The organism is Micromonospora sp. NPDC007220, assembly GCF_040634035.1.
GTDB lineage: Bacteria > Actinomycetota > Actinomycetes > Mycobacteriales > Micromonosporaceae > Micromonospora > Micromonospora reichwaldensis.
Genome location: NZ_JBEYEU010000001.1, coordinates 40,959 through 58,126, shown reverse-complemented (window position 1 = coordinate 58,126; position 17,168 = coordinate 40,959). Strand labels below are relative to the sequence as shown.

Below are 17,168 nucleotides of genomic sequence, written 5' to 3'. Positions count from 1 at the left end.
TCGCGCCGATCCGGTCAGACAAGGCATAGTTGCCGACGGCGTATTCGTACCGTGATGATCCCCGGCCCGGCGCCCCGCCGCCGAGGGAAGTCAGTCCGGAAGGGCGGTGGACGTGTCAACACACCGACGTGCCTGGAAGCAGCGGGCCGGTGTGGTCGTGGCGCTGGTTGTCGGCGCTCTGCTCGCCGCCCCCGTCACACCAGCCCTGGCCGCGGACGTCACCGTGTCGCCCGGCTCGGTCACCGTCAACGCCGGCAGCGACGCCGCCGTCACCGTGCAGGTGACCCCCCGCGAAGGCGACGAGAAGGTCAAGATCAGCCTCGCCGGCCTGCCGGGCGGCGTGAGCTGCGCGGGCGGCTGCGGAGAGATCGACGTCAACAACGACCGGCCGAGGTCCCAGCTGCTGCGGATCAGGGCCAGCGACAACGCCGGCGACGCCAACGTCACCGTGACGGTGGCGGCCGAGGGCGACAAGTCCGGCGCCGGCACCGCCACCTTCCAGCTCGGCGTCAAGGGCCGGGCCCAGCCGTCCCAGCCGCCCCAGACGCAGACCGTCAAGTCGGTCTCCGGCAAGGTGGTCGTGCAGGCGAACGGCAAGGCCGTGCCGAACGCCGTGGTCATGCTCCAGGACGGCGCCGGCAAGAAGATCGACACGATCAGCGACGACGACGGCAACTTCCGCTTCTCCGGCAACAGCGAGAAGCCGATCGCGCCCGGCCGGCTCGCCATCGGTGCCAGTGTCGGTGAGGTCTACGCCACCAAGAGCTTCGACGCGTCCGCCGGGCAGAGCGTCACCGGCCAGCGCATCGCGCTGGCGATCAAGGTCGAGACGACCCCGAGCCCCACCCCGTCGGCCAGCGAGGAGCCGCTCCCCTCCGACGAGCCCGTCGAGGAGACGCCCGAGGAGAGCACCGAGGCGACCCCGGGCGCGGCGGCCAACGCCAGCAACGAGGACTCCGGCGGCATGGGCTCCTGGCTGATCATCCTGCTCGGCGGCCTGCTCGTCGCCGCCGGTGTCGGCACCATCGTGCTGCTCCTGATGCGGCGCAAGGACAACGGCGACGAGGCCGACGACGACGCCCCGGCGGGTGCCGCGGCCGGTGCGGTCCCGGCGGCTCGCGGGGCGTTCCGCGGCGCGGACGACCAGACCCGGGTGGTCAACCGGGTCGGCACCACGCCGGATCCGACGATGGTGGGCGGCGCCGCGCTCAGCGACGCCCCGACGATGATGCACCGCCCCGTGGTCGACGACGTGCCGCCGGACCCGTACGGCGCTCCCCCGCAGCCCTACGGCGCGGCGGGCAACCAGCAGGGCTGGGGCGGCAGCGGCTACGGCGACGAGCCGGCCGGCGCGGGTGGCTACGGCGGTGCCGGCTACGGCAACGCTCCCGCTTCCGGCGGCGGCTACGGCAGCGGCGGCTACGGCAACGCGCCCTCGTCCGGGGGCGGCTACGGCAACGCTCCCGCCTCGGGCGGCGGCTACGGCAGCAACGACTACGGCGCTCCGGCAGGTGCGGCCGGCACGGCGGGTGCCGCGGGCTACCCGCCGGCGGGCGGCGGCCGGGGCCACGGCGAGCGGTACGACGAGCCGACCGGCCGCTACACCGGCGACGCCACCCAGTACCCGGCCCCGGCCGACCCGTACGCCACCGGCGTCTACCAGCCGGAGCAGGGTCAGGGCTACGGCCAGTCCGACCCGGGCGCGTACGGCCGGGGCGGCGAGCAGACCGGCGGTTACGACCAACCGGGCGGCGGCTACGAGCGGGGCGGCTACGGCCAGCCCGGTGGCTACGGCGGCCAGGAGCCCCCGGCGCCACGCGGCGGCTACGGCCAGCCGGGCGGCTACGACCAGCCCACCTCGTACGACAACCAGGGCGGCTACGGCCAGGGCGGCTACGGTCAGGAGCCCCCGCAGCAGCGCGGCGGCTACGAGGACCGCGACGGCTACGGCCAGGGTGGCTACGGCCAGCCGGGCGGCTACGACGACCCGCAGACCGGTCGCGGTCGCCCGGACGGCCCACCGCAGCAGGACCGGGGTGGCCGCCGGCTGGACTGGCTGGACGACTGACCCGCTCGGGGGCCGGCCCCCCACGACAGCACCACGGCGAGGGCCGTCCGGATCTCCGGGCGGCCCTCGCGCCGTTCCGGCCCGCCCCGACCGGGTCGGACGCGCGGTCGCGGGGAGGTCAGGCGGCGGAGAAGACGCCCTGCCGCAGCACCGGGACCACGTCCGAGACGCCGACCCGGACGGCGACCTCCACGTCCCCGGCGAAGCCACCCTCGATGAGCTCCCGGCCGGACACGCTGCCGCAGACTGCGGCGGGCACGTCGGGGGTGCTGGCGAGCGCGGCCAGGGCCACGGCCGCCTCCACGGAGAGGCCGCCGGGCACACCCGACAGGGCGTCCAGCACGCAGGCCGCCCCGAGCTGGTCCTCCACGCAGGGGCGCAGGGAGCCGTCCGGCCAGCGCTCGCCCGAGGCGATCACGCCGATCGGCGCGTCCGTCGAGCCGTACCCCTGCTGGTCGAGCCAACGGCCGACGGCTTGCGCGTTGCGCAGGCAGGCCGCGACCACCGGCAGCCCGGTGGCGCTGGCCGCCGCGCTGATCGCCGACCCGTTCGGCGACGGCAGCACCAGGTCGGCGACGACCGGCGCGGTGGTCAGCGCCGCCGACGAGAGCGACCACGGATGTTCCGGGGTCGTCTGCCGGCGGCCCACCGCCGCGACCGCGCCGACCCGCCGCGCGTAGTCGGCGGCCTGCTCGCCCCACGGGAACGGGTGCACCCGCATGCCGCGCCCGACCGCGACGTCCACGGCGGTGGTGAACGACAGCACGTCCACCACCACCAGCACCGCGCACACCCGGCCCAGCTCGGCCGCCCCCGTCAACCCCCAGTCGAAGCGAGCGCCTGAACCGGGTTGGACGTGGACGGCCGCGGCCACCGCCTCAGCGCCGACCAGGCTCGGTGTCGCCGGGCTCGGGAGCCGACGCCCCGCCGGCCTCGGCCGGCGGGTCTGCGGCCTCGGCCGCCGGCTGCTCCGGGCCGGGCGCGACGGCCTCCGCCGGGGCTGCCGCCTCGGCCGGGGCCACCGGCTCGACGGCGCCGGTCGACGGGACCGGCCCGGCCGACGCGATCGGCTCGCTCACGACGGCCGACGGGTCCACCGGCTCCACGCCGGCCGATTCGGCGACGGGCAGCGGCACGGCCTCGACGGCACCCGCCACACCGGTGGCCGGCGCGGGCACCTCGACGACCCCCGCGCCCCCGAAGAGGCGCGGCAGCGTCTCGCCGTGCGCGGCCCGCAGCTCGTCCAGGCCGATGCGGAACTGGCCGTGCACCTCCAGTGCGCCGCCGGTCGGGTCGGTGACGCCGATCAGCTCGAACGGCACGCCGCGCTCGGCGCAGAGGGCGGTGAACGCCTTCTCGTGGCCGCGCGGCACCGACACCAGGGCCCGGCCGGCGGACTCGCTGAACAGGTAGACGAACGGCATCGAGCCGCCGTCGAACCGCTCCGGCACCGCGATCCGGGCGCCGACGCCGCGCCGCAGGCAGGACTCCACCAGGCTCTGCGCGAGGCCGCCGTCGGAGAGGTCGTGCGCGGCGCTCAGGTGCCCGACCCGCGCGGCCTCCGCCAGCAGGTCGGCCAGGAGCCGCTCGCGGGCCAGGTCGACCTGCGGGGGTACGCCGCCGAGGTGCTCGTGGGTGACCCAGGCCCACTCCGAGCCGGAGAGCTCCACGTGCGTCTCGCCGAGCAGGAAGATCTGGTCGTGGTCGCCGCTCGGCCGGGGCACGAAGCCCATCGGCACCCGGTCGGCCACGTCGTCGAGCACGCCGAGCACGCCGACCACCGGGGTCGGGTGGATCGGCGCCGCGCCCGTCTGGTTGTAGAAGCTGACGTTGCCGCCGGTGACCGGGATGCCCAGCTCGGCGCAGCCGTCGGCCAGGCCGCGGACGGCCTCGGCGAACTGCCACATCACGCCCGGGTCCTCCGGCGAGCCGAAGTTGAGGCAGTTGGTGACGGCGATCGGCTTCGCGCCGGTGACGGCCACGTTCCGGTACGCCTCGGCCAGGGCGAGCTTCGTGCCGTGGTACGGGTCGAGCCGCGCGTACCGGCCGTTGCCGTCCACCGACAGCGCCACGCCCAGCCCGGTCCGCTCGTCGATCCGGATCACGCCGGAGTCCTCCGGCTGGGCGAGCACGGTGTTGCCCAGCACGTAGCGGTCGTACTGCTCGGTGACCCAGGTCTTGTCGGCCAGGTTGGGCGACGCGATCATGCGCAGCACGGTCTCGCGCAGCGCCTCCGGGTCGGCCGGCCGGGGCAGCGTCTCCGCGCGGTCGGCCTGGAGCAGGATCAGGTCGGCCGGCTCGCGCATCGGGCGGGCGTAGACGGGACCGTCGTCGACCAGCGAGCCCGGCGGCACGTCCACCACGAGCTGGTCGTGCCAGGTGATCAGCAGCCGGCCCGGCTGGCCGTCCGGCGCCGGCGGGGTGACCTCGCCGATGGCGGTGGCCCAGACGCCCCACTTCTCGGCGGTCTTGAGCACCGCTTCGAGCTTCTCCGGCTCGACGACCAGCAGCATCCGCTCCTGGGACTCGCTGGCCAGGATCTCGTGCGGCTCCATCGAGGCCTCGCGCAGCGGCACGCGCTCCAGCCAGACCCGCATGCCGGTGCCGGCCGCCGCGGCGGTCTCGGTCAGCGCGCAGGTGAGGCCGGCGCCGCCGAGGTCCTGGATGCCGACGACCAGCCGGGCGTCGTAGAGCTCCAGGCACGCCTCGATGAGCAGCTTCTCCATGAACGGGTCGCCGACCTGCACCGACGGGCGGCGCTTCTCGCTGCCCTCGTCGAAGGTGGCGCTGGCCAGCACCGACACGCCGCCGATGCCGTCCCGGCCGGTCCTGGCGCCCATCAGCACGACGACGTTGCCCGGGCCGGCGGCGGCCTTGTTCTGGAGCCGGTCGACCGGCAGCACGCCGAGGCAGAGCGCGTTGACCAGCGGGTTGCCCTGGTAGCAGGGGTCGAAGACGACCTCGCCGCCGATGTTCGGCAGACCCAGGCAGTTGCCGTAGCCGCCGACGCCGGCGACCACGCCGGGCAGCACCCGGGCGGTGTCGGGGTGGTCGGCGGCGCCGAAGCGCAGCGGGTCCATCACCGCGACCGGGCGGGCGCCCATGGCGAGGATGTCCCGCACGATGCCGCCGACGCCGGTGGCCGCGCCCTGGTAGGGCTCGACGAAGCTCGGGTGGTTGTGCGACTCGACCTTGAAGGTCACCGCCAGCTCGTCGGAGACCTGCACGACGCCGGCGTTCTCACCGATGCCGGCGAGCAGCCGGTCGCTCGGCGGGGCCTTCTCGCCGAACTGCCGCAGGTGCACCTTGCTCGACTTGTAGGAGCAGTGCTCGCTCCACATGATCGAGTACATCGCCAGCTCGGCCTGGGTGGGCCGCCGGTCGAGGATGTGCCGGATCCGCTCGTACTCGTCGTCGCGGAGCCCCAGCTCGGCGTACGGCTGGAGTTCACCGGGGGTGTCCCCGGCGCGCGGCACGGTGTCCAGTCCGTCGGCCCAGTCGGCGGTCGCCGGCCCGGGACGCCCGGCCGGCGGCACGACGCCGGCCGGACGCGGCTCCACCGGCTGCGCCGGGGCGGCCGGGAAGGCCTCCGGGTTATCCCGTACCTCGTCCGGATGGGTGGTCATGACCTCTCCTCGCTGCGCTCGCGTCCGCCCGACGGGCGGGTGAGCCGACCGTTGATGCCGCGCACGGTCACGCCGGCGTCCCCACCAGGTGCTTGAGCACCGAGGTGAAGAAGCCGAGACCGTCCAGGGAGGGGCCCGTGAGCGCCTCCACCGCGTGCTCGGGATGCGGCATGATGCCGACCACGTTGCCGGCGGGGTTCGTGATCGCGGCGATGTCGCGCTGCGACCCGTTGGGGTTGCCGCCGACGTAGCGGGCGACCACCCGGCCCTCGGCTTCGAGCTGGTCCAGCGTCGCGGTGTCGGCGACGTAGCAGCCCTCGCCGTTCTTGACCGGGATCAGCACCTCCTGGCCGGGCTGGAACGCGTTCGTCCACGCGGTGCCGGCCGACTCGATGCGCAGGACCTGGTCGCGGTTGCGGAAGTGCAGGTGCTGGTTGCGGGTGAGCGCGCCGGGCAGCAGGTGGGCCTCGCAGAGGATCTGGAAGCCGTTGCAGATGCCGAGCACGGGCAGGCCGCCCCGGGCCGCGTCCACGATCGTCCCCATCACCGGGGCGAACCGGGCGATGGCGCCGCAGCGCAGGTAGTCGCCGTAGGAGAAGCCGCCGGGCAGGACGACGGCGTCCACCCCGTGCAGCTGCGGGTCACCGTGCCAGAGGCGGACCGGTTCGGCGCCCGCGATCCGGACGGCCCGGGCCGCGTCCCCGTCGTCGAGCGAGCCGGGGAAGGTGACCACACCCACCCGGGCGGTCACGAGCGTGCGTCCACGGTCTCGTCGGCCTCGGCCACGCGGACCGTGAAGTCCTCGATGACCGGGTTGGCGAGCAGCTTGTCGGCGATCTCCCGGGCCCGGTCCAGGTCCGGTTCACCGGTGAATTCGATCTCGATCCGCCTGCCGATCCGAACCGAGGCGACGTCGCTGACGCCGAGCCGGGGCAGCGCGTTTGCGACGGCCTGGCCCTGGGGATCGAGGATCTCGGGCTTGAGCATGACGTCGACGACGACGCGAGGCACTGGGCACTCCTGACTGTGTACGCAGTTGGGTGCCGACCCACAACGGGCGAGCGCAGCCAGCCTACCTGGCAGATACCGCCCCGGACGCACCGGCCGGACGCAGTTCAGGCGGTGATCGACATTCCCGGCGCGGGGCCCGGGGACCGATGCGGGTTCGTTGCGATCCCGATGCCCATCCGTTGCCGACCGACCCGTTTCGCCCCGCTCCGCCGGATCGTCGGGACACCGCCCGCCGCCCGGCCCGCCATACCGTCTCATCCATCATTTCCGATGGATCTCTTGTGAACGACATCTCAGGGGCCCTACCGTACATCGTCGTACGTCGATCGGTCGTCGGGCCACCCCGCCCGCCGGCCGACAGCTCGACCCGGTGAACCCGGGCCCCGTCCCCGAAGGAGCCCCCATGCGCATCCGATCCATGGTCGCGGTGCTGGCCACCGCAGCGGCCGGCCTGCTCGGCGCCAGCTCCGGCGCCCTCGCCGCCCCGGCCGGCCCACAGCCGATCATCGGCGGCAGCACCGTCTCGTCGGCCCCGTGGGCCGCCGCCGTGCTCAGCAACGGCTCGTTCACCTGCTCCGGCACGATCATCGCGCCGCAGTGGGTGCTCACCGCGCGGCACTGCGTGAACGGCACGATGTCCGTCCGGGTCGGCAGCGTCAACCGCACCTCCGGCGGCCAGACCCGCACCGTCAGCGCCAGCTACAGCCGGTACGACCTGGCCCTGCTGCGCCTGTCCAGCTCGGTGAGCACCTCGTACGTCACGCTCGCCAACAGCAACCCGCCGCTCAACTCGACCAACTCGATCTACGGCTGGGGCATGACCTGCTACAGCGGCTGCTCGGCCTCGACCCAGCTGAAGACCGCGTCGGTCCGGGTGACCAGCAACAGCGTCACCGACGCGTACGGCGGGCAGGCGATCCGGAGCACCCGGGTCAACGGCAACGCCTGGCGGGGCGACTCGGGCGGCCCGCAGTTCTACAACGGCGCGCAGGTCGGCGTCGCCTCCACCGCCGACGGCCAGAGCATCCAGAACTACGGCAGCGTCGCGTACAACCGGGCCTGGATCACCCAGACTGCCGGTGTCTGACGGTTAGCGCCGCGCCAGGCGCGGATGGTCGGCAGCGCGCCGGCCGTCCGCGCCGCGCCGTTTTGCAGCATCCGATCAGGTGAACACGGCTCACGATCGGGTGCGCGCAACCCTGAGACCATCGGAAACGTGCTGGTCGTGACGACGGAGCAACTACCCGGGTACGAAATCCGCCAGATCCTCGGCGAAGTGGTGTCATCGATGGCCAGGACGCGGAACCCGTACCGCGAGGGGGTCAAGAACCTGCGCGGTGGCGCGTACGACCCGATGGCCCCGGACAACCTCACCCGGTGGCGTACGGACTCGGTGGCCCGGCTCGGCGAGGAGGCCCGCCGCATCGGCGCGAACGCCGTGGTGGGGATGCGCTTCGACAGCCGCGACTGCGGCGAGATGTGGATGGAGATCTGCGCGTACGGCACGGCCGTGGTCGTGGCGCCCAAGATGCCCGACGTCATGCCGCCCGACCAGCCGCTGGTCGCCGCGGAGACCGCGCACGACCCCGCCTTCGCCGAGTCCCCGGGTGGCATCGCCGAACCGGCGAGCGCCCCCAACCTCCGCTCGGCCGCCGAAACCCCCACCCGAGACTGACCCGATCCACCCACCCCACCCCTCCGGGGCGCTCCGGTCGGTTGATCATGAAGTTATTGCCGGATTCATCGGCGTGTCACGACAACAACTTCATGATCAACGGCCCGCACGGCGGGCGCGGGGCGCGGGGCGCGGGAGCGGGGTGGGGTGGGGTGGGGGTTAGAGGATGGGGGGTGGGGTGTAGGTGGCGGCCTCGGGGTGGGCGTCCACTACCGTGGCTATGCGGCGGGCGACCGCCTCCACCTGGGCCGGGGCGGCGCCGACGAAGGCGGTGCGGTCGGCGACGAGGGTGTCGATCTCGGCGCGGGTCAGGCCCAGGCGGCCGTCCTCCGCCAGGCGGTCGAAGAGGTCGTTCTCGGCGGCGCCCTTCTCGCGCATGGCCAGGGCCACCGCGACCGCGTGCTCCTTGATCGCCTCGTGGGCGACCTCGCGCCCGACGCCGCGCCGGACCGCCGCCACCAGGATCTTCGTGGTGGCCAGGAACGGCAGGAAGCGCTCCAGCTCCCGGTTGACGACCGCCGGGTACGCGCCGAACTCGTCCAGCACGGTGAGGAAGGTCTGGAACAGCCCGTCGGCGGCGAAGAACGCGTCCGGCAGGGCGACCCGGCGGACCACCGAGCAGGAGACGTCCCCCTCGTTCCACTGGTCGCCGGCCAGCTCGCCGACCATCGACAGATAGCCCCGGATGATCACGGCGAAGCCGTTGACCCGCTCGCTGGAGCGGGTGTTCATCTTGTGCGGCATCGCGCTGGAACCCACCTGGCCCGGCTTGAAGCCCTCGGTGGCCAGCTCCTGGCCGACCATCAGCCGGATGGTGGTCGCCAGCGACGACGGGGCGGCGGCGATCTGGGCGAGCGCGGCGAGCACCGCCAGGTCGATCGAGCGCGGGTAGACCTGGCCGACGCTGTCGAGCACGCGGGAGAACCCGAGGTGCCCGGCCACCCGGCGCTCCAGCTCGGCCACCTTGTCGGCGTCGCCGTCGAAGAGGTCGAGCTGGTCGGCGGCGGTGCCGACGGGGCCCTTGACGCCCCGCAGCGGGTACCAGTTGATCAGGTCGTCGAGCCGCTCGTACGCGATGAGCAGCTCCTCCGCGGCCGACGCGAAGCGCTTGCCCAGCGTGGTGGCCTGCGCCGCGACGTTGTGTGAGCGGCCGGTCATGACCAGGTCGGAGTGCTCGACGGCGAGCCGGGACAGCCGGGCGAGGGTGGCGACCACCCGGTCCCGGATCAGCTCCAGCGAACGGCGTACCTGGAGCTGCTCGACGTTCTCCGTGAGGTCACGGGAGGTCATCCCCTTGTGCACGTGCTCGTGCCCGGCGAGCGCGCTGAACTCCTCGATCCGGGCCTTCACGTCGTGCCGGGTGACCCGCTCCCGCTCGGCGATCGAGGCCAGGTCGACCTGGTCGAGCACCCCCTCGTACGCCTCGACCACGCCGTCGGGCACGGGGATGCCGAGGTCCCGCTGGGCCCGGAGCACGGCGAGCCAGAGCCGCCGCTCCATCCTGATCTTCTCCTCCGGCGACCAGAGGGCGACCAGTTCGGGTGAGGCGTACCGGTTGGCGAGCACGTTCGGGATCGTCGTCACGGCGCTCATTCTCCCGGACCCGCCCGCACCGCATCGGCAGGGTTGCCGGCTGGCTATGGTGATCACCCTGCTGAGCCGACTGACGGGAATGAGGAAGAGTGTCCAGACTAACCGGCAGGGTCGCCCTGGTCACCGGTGGTAGCCGCGGTATCGGCGCCGCCGTCGTACGCCGGCTGGCCGAGGACGGAGCCCACGTCGCGTTCACCTACCGCAGCGCGGAGGAGAGCGCGAAGGCCGTCGTCGCCGACATCACGTCGTACGGCCGCACCGGCCTGGCGATCCGCGCCGACAGCACCGACGGTACGGCGATCGTCGACGCGGTCGAGCGGACCGTCGCCGAACTGGGGCGGCTGGACATCCTGGTCAACAACGCCGGGGTGTTCTCGTCCGGGCCGATCGGACAGGTCGGCCTCGACGATCTCGACCGGGCCATCGCCGTCAACGTGCGCGGGGTATACCTCGCCACCCAGGCGGCGGTACGCCACCTGCGCGACGGCGGGCGGATCGTCAACATCGGCAGCAGCTTCGCCAGCCGCGTACCGGCTCCCGGGGTGAGCGTCTATGCCATGACCAAGACCGCCGTCAACGGCCTGACCAGGGCGCTCGCCCGCGAACTCGGCCCGCGCGGGATCACCGTCAACCTGGTCCTGCCCGGTTCCACCGACACCGACATGAACCGCGCGGACAGCGCCGGCGCGGACGCCCAGCGGTCACACATCGCCCTCGGCCGCTACGGCACGCCGGAGGACGTGGCGGCGACGGTCAGCCACCTGGTGGGCGAGGGCGGCCGGCACATCACCGGCGCGTCGATCGCCATCGACGGCGGCGCCACCGCCTGACCCGGCGGGCGGATGCGAGACCCGGGCAAACGGCGTGGACCTGCCCCATCTGCCGGTCCGGCCGGATCGAGGCCGCGGCGCGCGCCTCGACCCGCGCCGGACCAGCGCGGCGCTGGATATACTCGGCAAGCGGACGGTATATAGGGGGCGCGCAATGACCAAAATCCTGGTGGACGTCGATGACGAGGCGCTCGCCGACGCGGCTGCGGCTTTCGGCACCAAGACCAAGAAGGACACGGTGAACGTCGCGCTACGGGAAGGGGCTGCCCGCCTCCGGCGCGCCCGCGCCCTCGCGGAACTCAGCGGACGGGCCCAGGCCGGGGACTTCGACGAACTGCTCGACAAGAGCACGTACCGGTCGTGAGACTCGCCGACTACCTGGTCGACACCAGTGCGCTGGTCCGGCTGCTGCGCGACCCCGACACCCAGGCCCGATGGGAGCAGCCACTCACGGCCGGCCTGCTCGCGGTCTGCCCGCTGGTCGAACTGGAGTTCCTGTATTCGGCCCGCTCGCTGGCCGACCGCAGATGGCTGGGGGACCGGCTTCGCACGGTGTTCAACTGGGTGAGCATGCCGGACCGGATCTACGAGCGGGCGGCCGAGATCCAGGAGCAGCTCACCGCTCGGGGTACCCACCGGTCTGCCGGCGCCGTCGATCTGCTGATCGCGGCGACGGCCGAGTACCAGAGCCTCTCCCTGCTGCACTACGACCGTGACTTCGACCAGATCTCCGAGGTCACCGGTCAGCCCGTGCGATGGCTCGCCCCGGCAGGCACCATCAAGTAGGTACGGGGCGGCCGGTGAGGGCCCGCCACAACCCGGCGCACGCCTCCTCCTCGGTGTCGAACACCAGCCGGACGTCGTACCGTCCGCGCTCGTAGGCGCCGATCTCCCACCGCTCCCCCGCCGAGCGGCGCAGGAACCAGAAGTCGGGCGGGACCGGCACGTGCTCGTGCACGCCTTCCAGCTCGAATGCGTCCGGTGACATCCCGGTCGCCAGCAGGGCGTCACGCACCTCGTGCCGGTCCACTCCCCGACCTCCCCTGTCCACGCGGCTCAGCAGACGGGGGTTCCGCCGCCCACTGCACCCTGCCCGCATGGTCGCCGTCAGTCGACCCCGCCGCCCGCGGCCACCATTCGCGCCGCCGCACGTCCCGCGCGGGCCCGGGTCACCAGGCGGGGCGGGCGGCCGGGTCGAGGGCGAGGTCCCGGAGCTGCTCCGGGGTGAGCACGAACCGCCCGTCACGGCTGTGCAGCCCGACCACGATCCAGGTACCGTCGGGGTACAGGACGTCGACCCGCCGGCGTTGGATTACACCCCCACCCCGCCCTTCGTGCGAGACGGCTGCGGTCTCCCGGACGCGCGCGCCGTCCGGCCCCGTCGACAGGCCGCACGAATCGACCCTCTGCTTCCCGCAGTCCATGACGTCGCGGTTCAGGCCCGGCTGCGGCTCGGCCAGGGCCCGGACGGACAACTCGTTGCCGAACGCGCCGGCGGGGTCCACCGGATAGGCGCGCACCGAGAAACCGACGTTGCGGAAGTCTTCGGACGCAATTCCGACCGGTGCGTCGCCGGCCGGTCCCGTGGGGAAGACGCCGCCGCGTACCACGGTCGGTTCCACCCACCGGGCTCCCGACGCCCGCGCGACGAGGGCCGCCGCCACCGCGTCCCGGTAGCGCTCGGCCGCCTCCGTGGGCAGCCTCTGGTTGCTCTTGCGGTACGGGGGGCGCGAGGCGGGCACCGGGCCCGCCGGCTGCATGTCCGGACGGTCGACCACCAGGCCCGCGCCCAGCACCAGCGCGAGGACCCCGCCGGCCGCCGAGGCGTACGCCCCGAGCCGGCGGGTGCGGACCAGCCGGCGCTGTCGCAGGATCAACCCGTCCAGGTCGATCGAGGAGGGCGGCGCGTCGCCGATCGCCGCGTCGAAGATCTCCCGGTACGTCACGCGAACCTCCCTGTGCTCAGGGCCGGCTGGTCAGCGGCCAGCAGGCGTAGCGATTCCAGTGCTCTGGCGGCCTGGCTCTTCACCGTGCCGGTGGTGATGCCGAGGATCTGCGCGGTCTCCTCCACGGAGAGGTCGCAGTAGTAGCGCAGCACCAGCACGGCGCGCCGCCGCTCGGGCAGCTTCCCGAGCAGGTCGAGGAGCAGCTCCCGGTCGGCCAGGTCGGGCTCGGTGTCCGGCGCGGCGTCGTCGGGGACCTCGTCGGTGCTGCGTTCACGCCGCCACGGCCGCCGTCGCTCGTCCAGCCAGGCGCGCATGAGCACCTGCCGGACGTACGCGTCGACGTTCTCCGCCGCGCGGACCCGGGTCCAGGCCCGGTAGAGCTTGCCCAGGGTGATGGAGACGAGGTCGTCGGCGGTGTGCCAGTCCCGGCAGAGCAGGTACGCCGTGCGGCGCAGATGCTCCAGCCGGGTCTCGACGAACTGCCGGTACTCGTCCTCGTCGGCCGACTTCACGCGTTCCGCCTTCGTCGCCTCATGCCCAGGGGACGGAGCGCGGGGCCGGGCGGGTTGCCCGGCCCCGCGTTTGCGGATCAGGTGCCCGGCTCAGCGCTCCAGGATCGCGGTCACGCCCTGGCCGCCGGCGGCGCAGATGGAGATCAGGCCCCGGCCGCTGCCCTTGTCGGCGAGCAGCTTCGCCAGGGTCGCCACGATCCGGCCGCCGGTGGCCGCGAACGGGTGCCCGGCCGCCAACGACGAGCCGTTGACGTTCAGCTTCTCCCGGTCGATGGCGCCGAGCGGGGCGTCCAGTCCCAGCCGGTCCTTGCAGAACTCCGGAGACTCCCAGGCGGCGAGGGTCGCCAGCACCTGCGAGGCGAACGCCTCGTGGATCTCGTAGAAGTCGAAGTCCTGGAGGGTCAGCCCGGCCCGGGTCAGCATCCGCGGCACCGCGTACGAGGGGGCCATCAGCAGCCCCTCGTCGCCGTGCACGAAGTCGACGGCGGCGGTCTCCGACCAGGAGAACCACGCCAGCACGGGCAGGCTGTGCGCGCGGGCCCACTCCTCGCTGGCCAGCAGCACCGTCGAGGCGCCGTCGGTCAGCGGTGACGAGTTGCCGGCCGTCATGGTCGCCGCCTCGGCGTCGGGCCCCTTCGCGCCGAAGACCGGCTTCAGGGCGCCGAGCCGCTCCAGGCTGGTGTCGGGGCGCAGGTTCGCGTCCCGGGTCAGCCCGAGGTACGGCGTCAGCAGGTCGTCGAAGAACCCCCGGTCGTACGCGGCGGCGAGCCGCTGGTGCGAGCGCAGCGCCAGCTCGTCCTGGGCCTGCCGGTCGATCTGCCAGCGCAGCGCCGTGCGGGCGGCGTGCTCCCCCATCGACAGCCCGGTACGCGGCTCCGCGTTGCGCGGGATCTCCGGCTTGAACGGCTGGGTGGGGCGCAGCTTCGCGGCAATCCTCAGCCGCTCGCCGAGGGTGCGGGCGCTGTTGAGCCGGAGCAGCGTGCGGCGCATCTCCTCGTTGACGGCGAGCGGCGCGTCGGAGGTGGTGTCCACGCCGCCGGCGATGCCGACGTCGATCTGCCCGAGGGCGATCTTGTTGGCGACCAGGATGGCCGCCTCCAGCCCGGTGCCGCAGGCCTGCTGGATGTCGTACGCGGGGGTGTGCGGGTCGAGCTTCGAGCCGAGCACCACCTCGCGGGTCAGGTTGAAGTCCTTCGCGTGCTTGAGCACCGCGCCGGCCACCACCTCGCCGACGCGCTGGCCGGCCAGGCCGAACCGGGCGACGAGCCCGTCCAGCGCGGCGCCCAGCATGTCGGCGTTCGACGCGCTGGCGTACCGCGAGTTGGACCGCGCGAAGGGGATGCGGTTGCCGCCGATGACCGCCACCCGCCGGATGCTCTGCACGATCCCGCCTCCTCGAAAGACTTGCCCTCAACCTACTCGCCAGTAGGCTACGCCTATGACCGACAGGTACGCGAGCTTCGTCCGATCGGGGGCCGGCCGCACGCTGGTCAAGCGCCTCGGGCTGCCCGACCCGCCGCGACTGCGCCGGCACACCCCCGGCGATCCCATCGTGCCCGGCCCCGTCCTGCTGGGCGCCGCGACCGGCGGCCGGCTCGCCGAGCGGGCCGGCAAGATCCTGACCGCCGCCGGGGTCGAGCTGCGCGATCCCGGCGCCGTGGACTCCACCGAGCGCTTCGCCGCCCTGGTGTACGACGCCACCGGCATCACCGACTCCACCGAGCTGCGCCAGCTGTACGACTTCTTCCACCCGCGCGCCCGGTCGGTGCTGCCCAGCGGTCGGGTCGTCGTGCTCGGCACCCCGCCCGACGAGTGCGGCTCCCCCCGGGAGGCGACCGCCCAGCGGGCCCTGGAGGGGCTGACCCGCAGCATCGGCAAGGAGTTCGGCCGGGGCGTCACCGCCCAGCTCGTCCACGTGACGAAGGACCCGGACGCCGGCACCTGGACCAGCGTGGAGGCGACCCTGCGGTTCCTGCTCTCGGGCCGGTCCGCGTACGTCTCCGGGCAGGTGGTCCGGGTCGGCGCCGGCACGGCCGGGGCGCCGGCCGACTGGGACCGCCCGCTGGACGGGCAGGTCGTCCTGGTCACCGGGGCGGCCCGGGGCATCGGCGCGGCGCTGGCCCGGGTGCTGGCCCGCGACGGCGCCCGGGTCGTCGCGCTGGACATTCCGGCGGCCGGGGACGAGCTGGCGGCGGTCGCCAACGAGATCGGCGGCACCGCCGTCCAGCTCGACCTGACCGCCCCCGACGCCCCGCAGCGGCTCGCCGAGCACCTGGCCGAGCGGCACGGGCGGGTCGACGTGGTCGTGCACAACGCCGGGATCACCCGCGACAAGACCCTCGGCCGGATGGACGCCGACCGGTGGGACTCGGTGCTCGACGTCAACCTCTCCAGCCAGGAGCGGATCAACGACGTGCTGCTGGAGCGGGAGCTGATCCCGGCCGGCGGCCGGATCGTCTCGGTCTCCTCGATCGCCGGCATCGCCGGCAACCGGGGCCAGACCAACTACGCCACCAGCAAGGCGGGCGTGATCGGGCTGGTCGAGTCGCTCGCCCCGGCGCTGCGTGAACGGCAGATCAGCGTCAACGCGGTCGCCCCCGGTTTCATCGAGACCCGGCTGACCGCGCGCATCCCGCTGGTGATCCGCGAGGCGGGCCGGCGGATGAACAGCCTGTCCCAGGGCGGGCTGCCGGTGGACGTCGCCGAGACCATCGGCTGGCTGGCGTGGCCGGCCTCCGGCGCGGTCAGCGGCAACGTCGTCCGGGTCTGCGGCCAGAGCCTGCTGGGGGCGTGATGGCGAGGAGAGGACAACCGGCGCCGGAGCCGGACGACCTGTCGGTGCACGAGCTGATCGACGGCCCGACCGAGATCCTGTCGCAGGACACCCTGGACGCGATCCGCGGGCCGGCGGCGTCCGGCCACGACCTGAGCCTCGAAGAGACGCACGACCTCTCCGCCTCCGCCGCCGAGGCGACGCGGGACCTCTCGGGCGGGGGCCCGGCCGTGACGGGTGCCCGGGAGCGCGTCGAGCTGCCCCGGATGCCGGCGGCCGGGGCGCTCTACCGGCGGGCGCTGCTCGGCGCGCTGCCCGGCCTCGGCGGTGGGCGGCGGTCGGCGGGCCTCCCGGCGGTCGAGCTGGCCGTCGGCGGGATCGCCGTCGACCGGACGCACCTCGCCGACTACGACCGGGTCTGCGGGTTCCGGCTCACCGACCGGCTGCCCGCGACGTTCCCGCACGTCATGGGCTTCCCACTGGCGCTGCGGCTGATGACCGCGCCGGAGTTTCCCATCCCGCTGACCGGCGTGGTGCACGTCGGCAACCGGATCACCGTGCACCGCCCGGTCATCGCCGACGAGACCCTCGACTTCCGCGCGTACGCCGAGAACCTGCGCCCGCACGACCGGGGGCGGCAGGTCGACGTGGTGCTGGTCGGCTCGGTCGACGGGACGGAGGTCTGGCGCGGCGTCTCGACGTACCTCGGCAGGGAGGGCAAGCGGGGCGGCGGCGGGCGGCGCGAGCAGGCCGGGCGGCCCACGACGCCGGCCGGCTCTGCCCGCTGGCGGGTCGATCCCCGCGTCGGTACGGACTACGCGCGGGTCTCCGGCGACCACAACCCGATCCACACCTCCCGCCTCGGCGCGCGGCTGTTCGGCTTCCCCCGGCCGATCGCGCACGGGATGTGGAGCAAGGCCCGTTGCCTGGCCGCGTTGGAGAACCGCCTGCCGGACGCCTACACGGTCGAGGTGGCCTTCAAGCTGCCCGTGCCGCTGCCGAGCACGGTGAGCTTCGGCCTGCTGCCGGACGGCGGGTTCGCCCTGCACGACTCGCGCGGCCGACCGCACCTGGCGGGCCTCGTGCGCTGAGGCGCCCCCGCCGGAGCTGAGTACGCCCCTGCCGAATCCCGTC

General features: G+C 73.8%; 17 protein-coding genes. 8 read left to right on the top strand and 9 right to left on the bottom strand.

Going from position 1 to position 17,168, the window contains the following annotated elements:
- The first annotated feature begins 112 nt into the window (after window positions 1–112).
- Window positions 113–2,068: a hypothetical protein gene (locus ABZ573_RS00275; protein ID WP_358114218.1), complete on the top strand. Its 1,956-nt coding sequence runs from the start codon at window positions 113–115 to the stop codon at window positions 2,066–2,068.
- Between the two features lie 118 nt (window positions 2,069–2,186).
- Here the strand turns inward: ABZ573_RS00275 and ABZ573_RS00270 are convergent, their stop codons facing one another.
- The 4 genes from ABZ573_RS00270 to purS form a co-directional block, all read right to left on the bottom strand.
- Window positions 2,187–2,942, bottom strand: coding sequence for a 2-phosphosulfolactate phosphatase (locus ABZ573_RS00270; RefSeq protein ID WP_151457116.1), 756 nt, complete (start codon window positions 2,940–2,942; stop codon window positions 2,187–2,189).
- Between the two features lie 4 nt (window positions 2,943–2,946).
- Window positions 2,947–5,694, bottom strand: a complete 2,748-nt coding sequence (gene purL / locus ABZ573_RS00265) for a phosphoribosylformylglycinamidine synthase subunit PurL (protein WP_358114216.1) — start codon at window positions 5,692–5,694, stop codon at window positions 2,947–2,949.
- A 67-nt stretch (window positions 5,695–5,761) separates the two neighbouring features.
- The gene (gene purQ / locus ABZ573_RS00260) at window positions 5,762–6,445 is read right to left on the bottom strand and encodes a phosphoribosylformylglycinamidine synthase subunit PurQ (RefSeq protein WP_151457114.1); all 684 of its coding nucleotides are present in this window, start codon (window positions 6,443–6,445) and stop codon (window positions 5,762–5,764) included.
- Window positions 6,442–6,705, bottom strand: a complete 264-nt coding sequence (gene purS / locus ABZ573_RS00255; protein ID WP_121397234.1) for a phosphoribosylformylglycinamidine synthase subunit PurS — start codon at window positions 6,703–6,705, stop codon at window positions 6,442–6,444. Before purS ends, purQ begins: the two co-directional genes overlap by 4 nt.
- Before the next feature lie 403 nt (window positions 6,706–7,108).
- Between purS and ABZ573_RS00250 the strand changes: the two genes are divergently transcribed.
- Together ABZ573_RS00250 and ABZ573_RS00245 are read left to right on the top strand one after the other, a co-directional pair.
- Window positions 7,109–7,792: a trypsin-like serine protease gene (locus ABZ573_RS00250; protein ID WP_151457113.1), complete on the top strand. Its 684-nt coding sequence runs from the start codon at window positions 7,109–7,111 to the stop codon at window positions 7,790–7,792.
- Between the two features lie 24 nt (window positions 7,793–7,816).
- A complete protein-coding gene (locus ABZ573_RS00245) occupies window positions 7,817–8,380 on the top strand; it encodes a YbjQ family protein (protein ID WP_311412114.1) in 564 nt (187 codons plus the stop codon).
- Window positions 8,381–8,539: 159 nt separating this feature from the next.
- On the opposite strand, the gene purB is transcribed toward ABZ573_RS00245, so the two are convergent.
- Window positions 8,540–9,964 carry an adenylosuccinate lyase gene (purB, locus tag ABZ573_RS00240; RefSeq protein ID WP_327030154.1) on the bottom strand — a complete coding sequence of 475 codons (1,425 nt, stop codon included), beginning with the start codon at window positions 9,962–9,964 and terminating at the stop codon, window positions 8,540–8,542.
- A 98-nt stretch (window positions 9,965–10,062) separates the two neighbouring features.
- Between purB and ABZ573_RS00235 the strand changes: the two genes are divergently transcribed.
- From ABZ573_RS00235 to ABZ573_RS00225, 3 genes are read left to right on the top strand one after another with little or no spacing between them, the layout of a single operon-like run.
- Window positions 10,063–10,803 carry a 3-oxoacyl-ACP reductase family protein gene (locus ABZ573_RS00235; protein ID WP_151455567.1) on the top strand — a complete coding sequence of 247 codons (741 nt, stop codon included), beginning with the start codon at window positions 10,063–10,065 and terminating at the stop codon, window positions 10,801–10,803.
- A 34-nt stretch (window positions 10,804–10,837) separates the two neighbouring features.
- Window positions 10,838–11,167 (top strand): type II toxin-antitoxin system VapB family antitoxin, encoded by a 330-nt coding sequence (locus ABZ573_RS00230; RefSeq protein ID WP_358114210.1) that lies wholly within the window; start codon window positions 10,838–10,840, stop codon window positions 11,165–11,167.
- Entirely contained in the window at window positions 11,164–11,589 is a 426-nt protein-coding gene (locus ABZ573_RS00225; RefSeq protein ID WP_327030152.1) for a PIN domain nuclease, read from the top strand. The genes ABZ573_RS00230 and ABZ573_RS00225 overlap by 4 nt, the downstream gene beginning before the upstream one ends.
- Here the strand turns inward: ABZ573_RS00225 and ABZ573_RS00220 are convergent.
- From ABZ573_RS00220 to ABZ573_RS00205, 4 genes are all read right to left on the bottom strand, one after another.
- A complete protein-coding gene (locus tag ABZ573_RS00220; protein WP_327030151.1) occupies window positions 11,582–11,833 on the bottom strand; it encodes a hypothetical protein in 252 nt (83 codons plus the stop codon). The genes ABZ573_RS00225 and ABZ573_RS00220 overlap by 8 nt on opposite strands.
- Before the next feature lie 139 nt (window positions 11,834–11,972).
- Window positions 11,973–12,749 carry a hypothetical protein gene (locus ABZ573_RS00215; protein WP_358114206.1) on the bottom strand — a complete coding sequence of 259 codons (777 nt, stop codon included), beginning with the start codon at window positions 12,747–12,749 and terminating at the stop codon, window positions 11,973–11,975.
- The gene (locus ABZ573_RS00210) at window positions 12,746–13,261 is read right to left on the bottom strand and encodes a SigE family RNA polymerase sigma factor (protein ID WP_358114203.1); all 516 of its coding nucleotides are present in this window, start codon (window positions 13,259–13,261) and stop codon (window positions 12,746–12,748) included. Before ABZ573_RS00210 ends, ABZ573_RS00215 begins: the two co-directional genes overlap by 4 nt.
- A gap of 90 nt (window positions 13,262–13,351) precedes the next feature.
- Window positions 13,352–14,644, bottom strand: a complete 1,293-nt coding sequence (locus ABZ573_RS00205) for an acetyl-CoA C-acetyltransferase (protein WP_358114200.1) — start codon at window positions 14,642–14,644, stop codon at window positions 13,352–13,354.
- A 55-nt stretch (window positions 14,645–14,699) separates the two neighbouring features.
- On the opposite strand from ABZ573_RS00205, the gene ABZ573_RS00200 reads away from it, so the two are divergent.
- Together ABZ573_RS00200 and ABZ573_RS00195 are read left to right on the top strand one after the other, a co-directional pair.
- On the top strand, window positions 14,700–16,055 hold the full coding sequence (locus ABZ573_RS00200; protein ID WP_151455563.1) for a 3-oxoacyl-ACP reductase: 1,356 nt from the start codon (window positions 14,700–14,702) through the stop codon (window positions 16,053–16,055).
- 245 nt (window positions 16,056–16,300) lie between these two features.
- On the top strand, window positions 16,301–17,125 hold the full coding sequence (locus ABZ573_RS00195; RefSeq protein WP_358116040.1) for a MaoC/PaaZ C-terminal domain-containing protein: 825 nt from the start codon (window positions 16,301–16,303) through the stop codon (window positions 17,123–17,125).
- Window positions 17,126–17,168 lie beyond the last annotated feature (43 nt).

Bases quoted from the DNA above. Each gene is read 5' to 3' on its own strand.
- ABZ573_RS00200 (WP_151455563.1), top strand. From the start codon at position 14,700: ATGACCGACAGGTACGCGAGCTTCGTCCGATCGGGGGCCGGCCGCACG.
- ABZ573_RS00195 (WP_358116040.1), top strand. From the start codon at position 16,301: ATGCCGGCGGCCGGGGCGCTCTACCGGCGGGCGCTGCTCGGCGCGCTG.
- purL (WP_358114216.1), bottom strand. From the start codon at position 5,694: ATGACCACCCATCCGGACGAGGTACGGGATAACCCGGAGGCCTTCCCG.
- ABZ573_RS00250 (WP_151457113.1), top strand. From the start codon at position 7,109: ATGCGCATCCGATCCATGGTCGCGGTGCTGGCCACCGCAGCGGCCGGC.
- ABZ573_RS00245 (WP_311412114.1), top strand. From the start codon at position 7,817: ATGGTCGGCAGCGCGCCGGCCGTCCGCGCCGCGCCGTTTTGCAGCATC.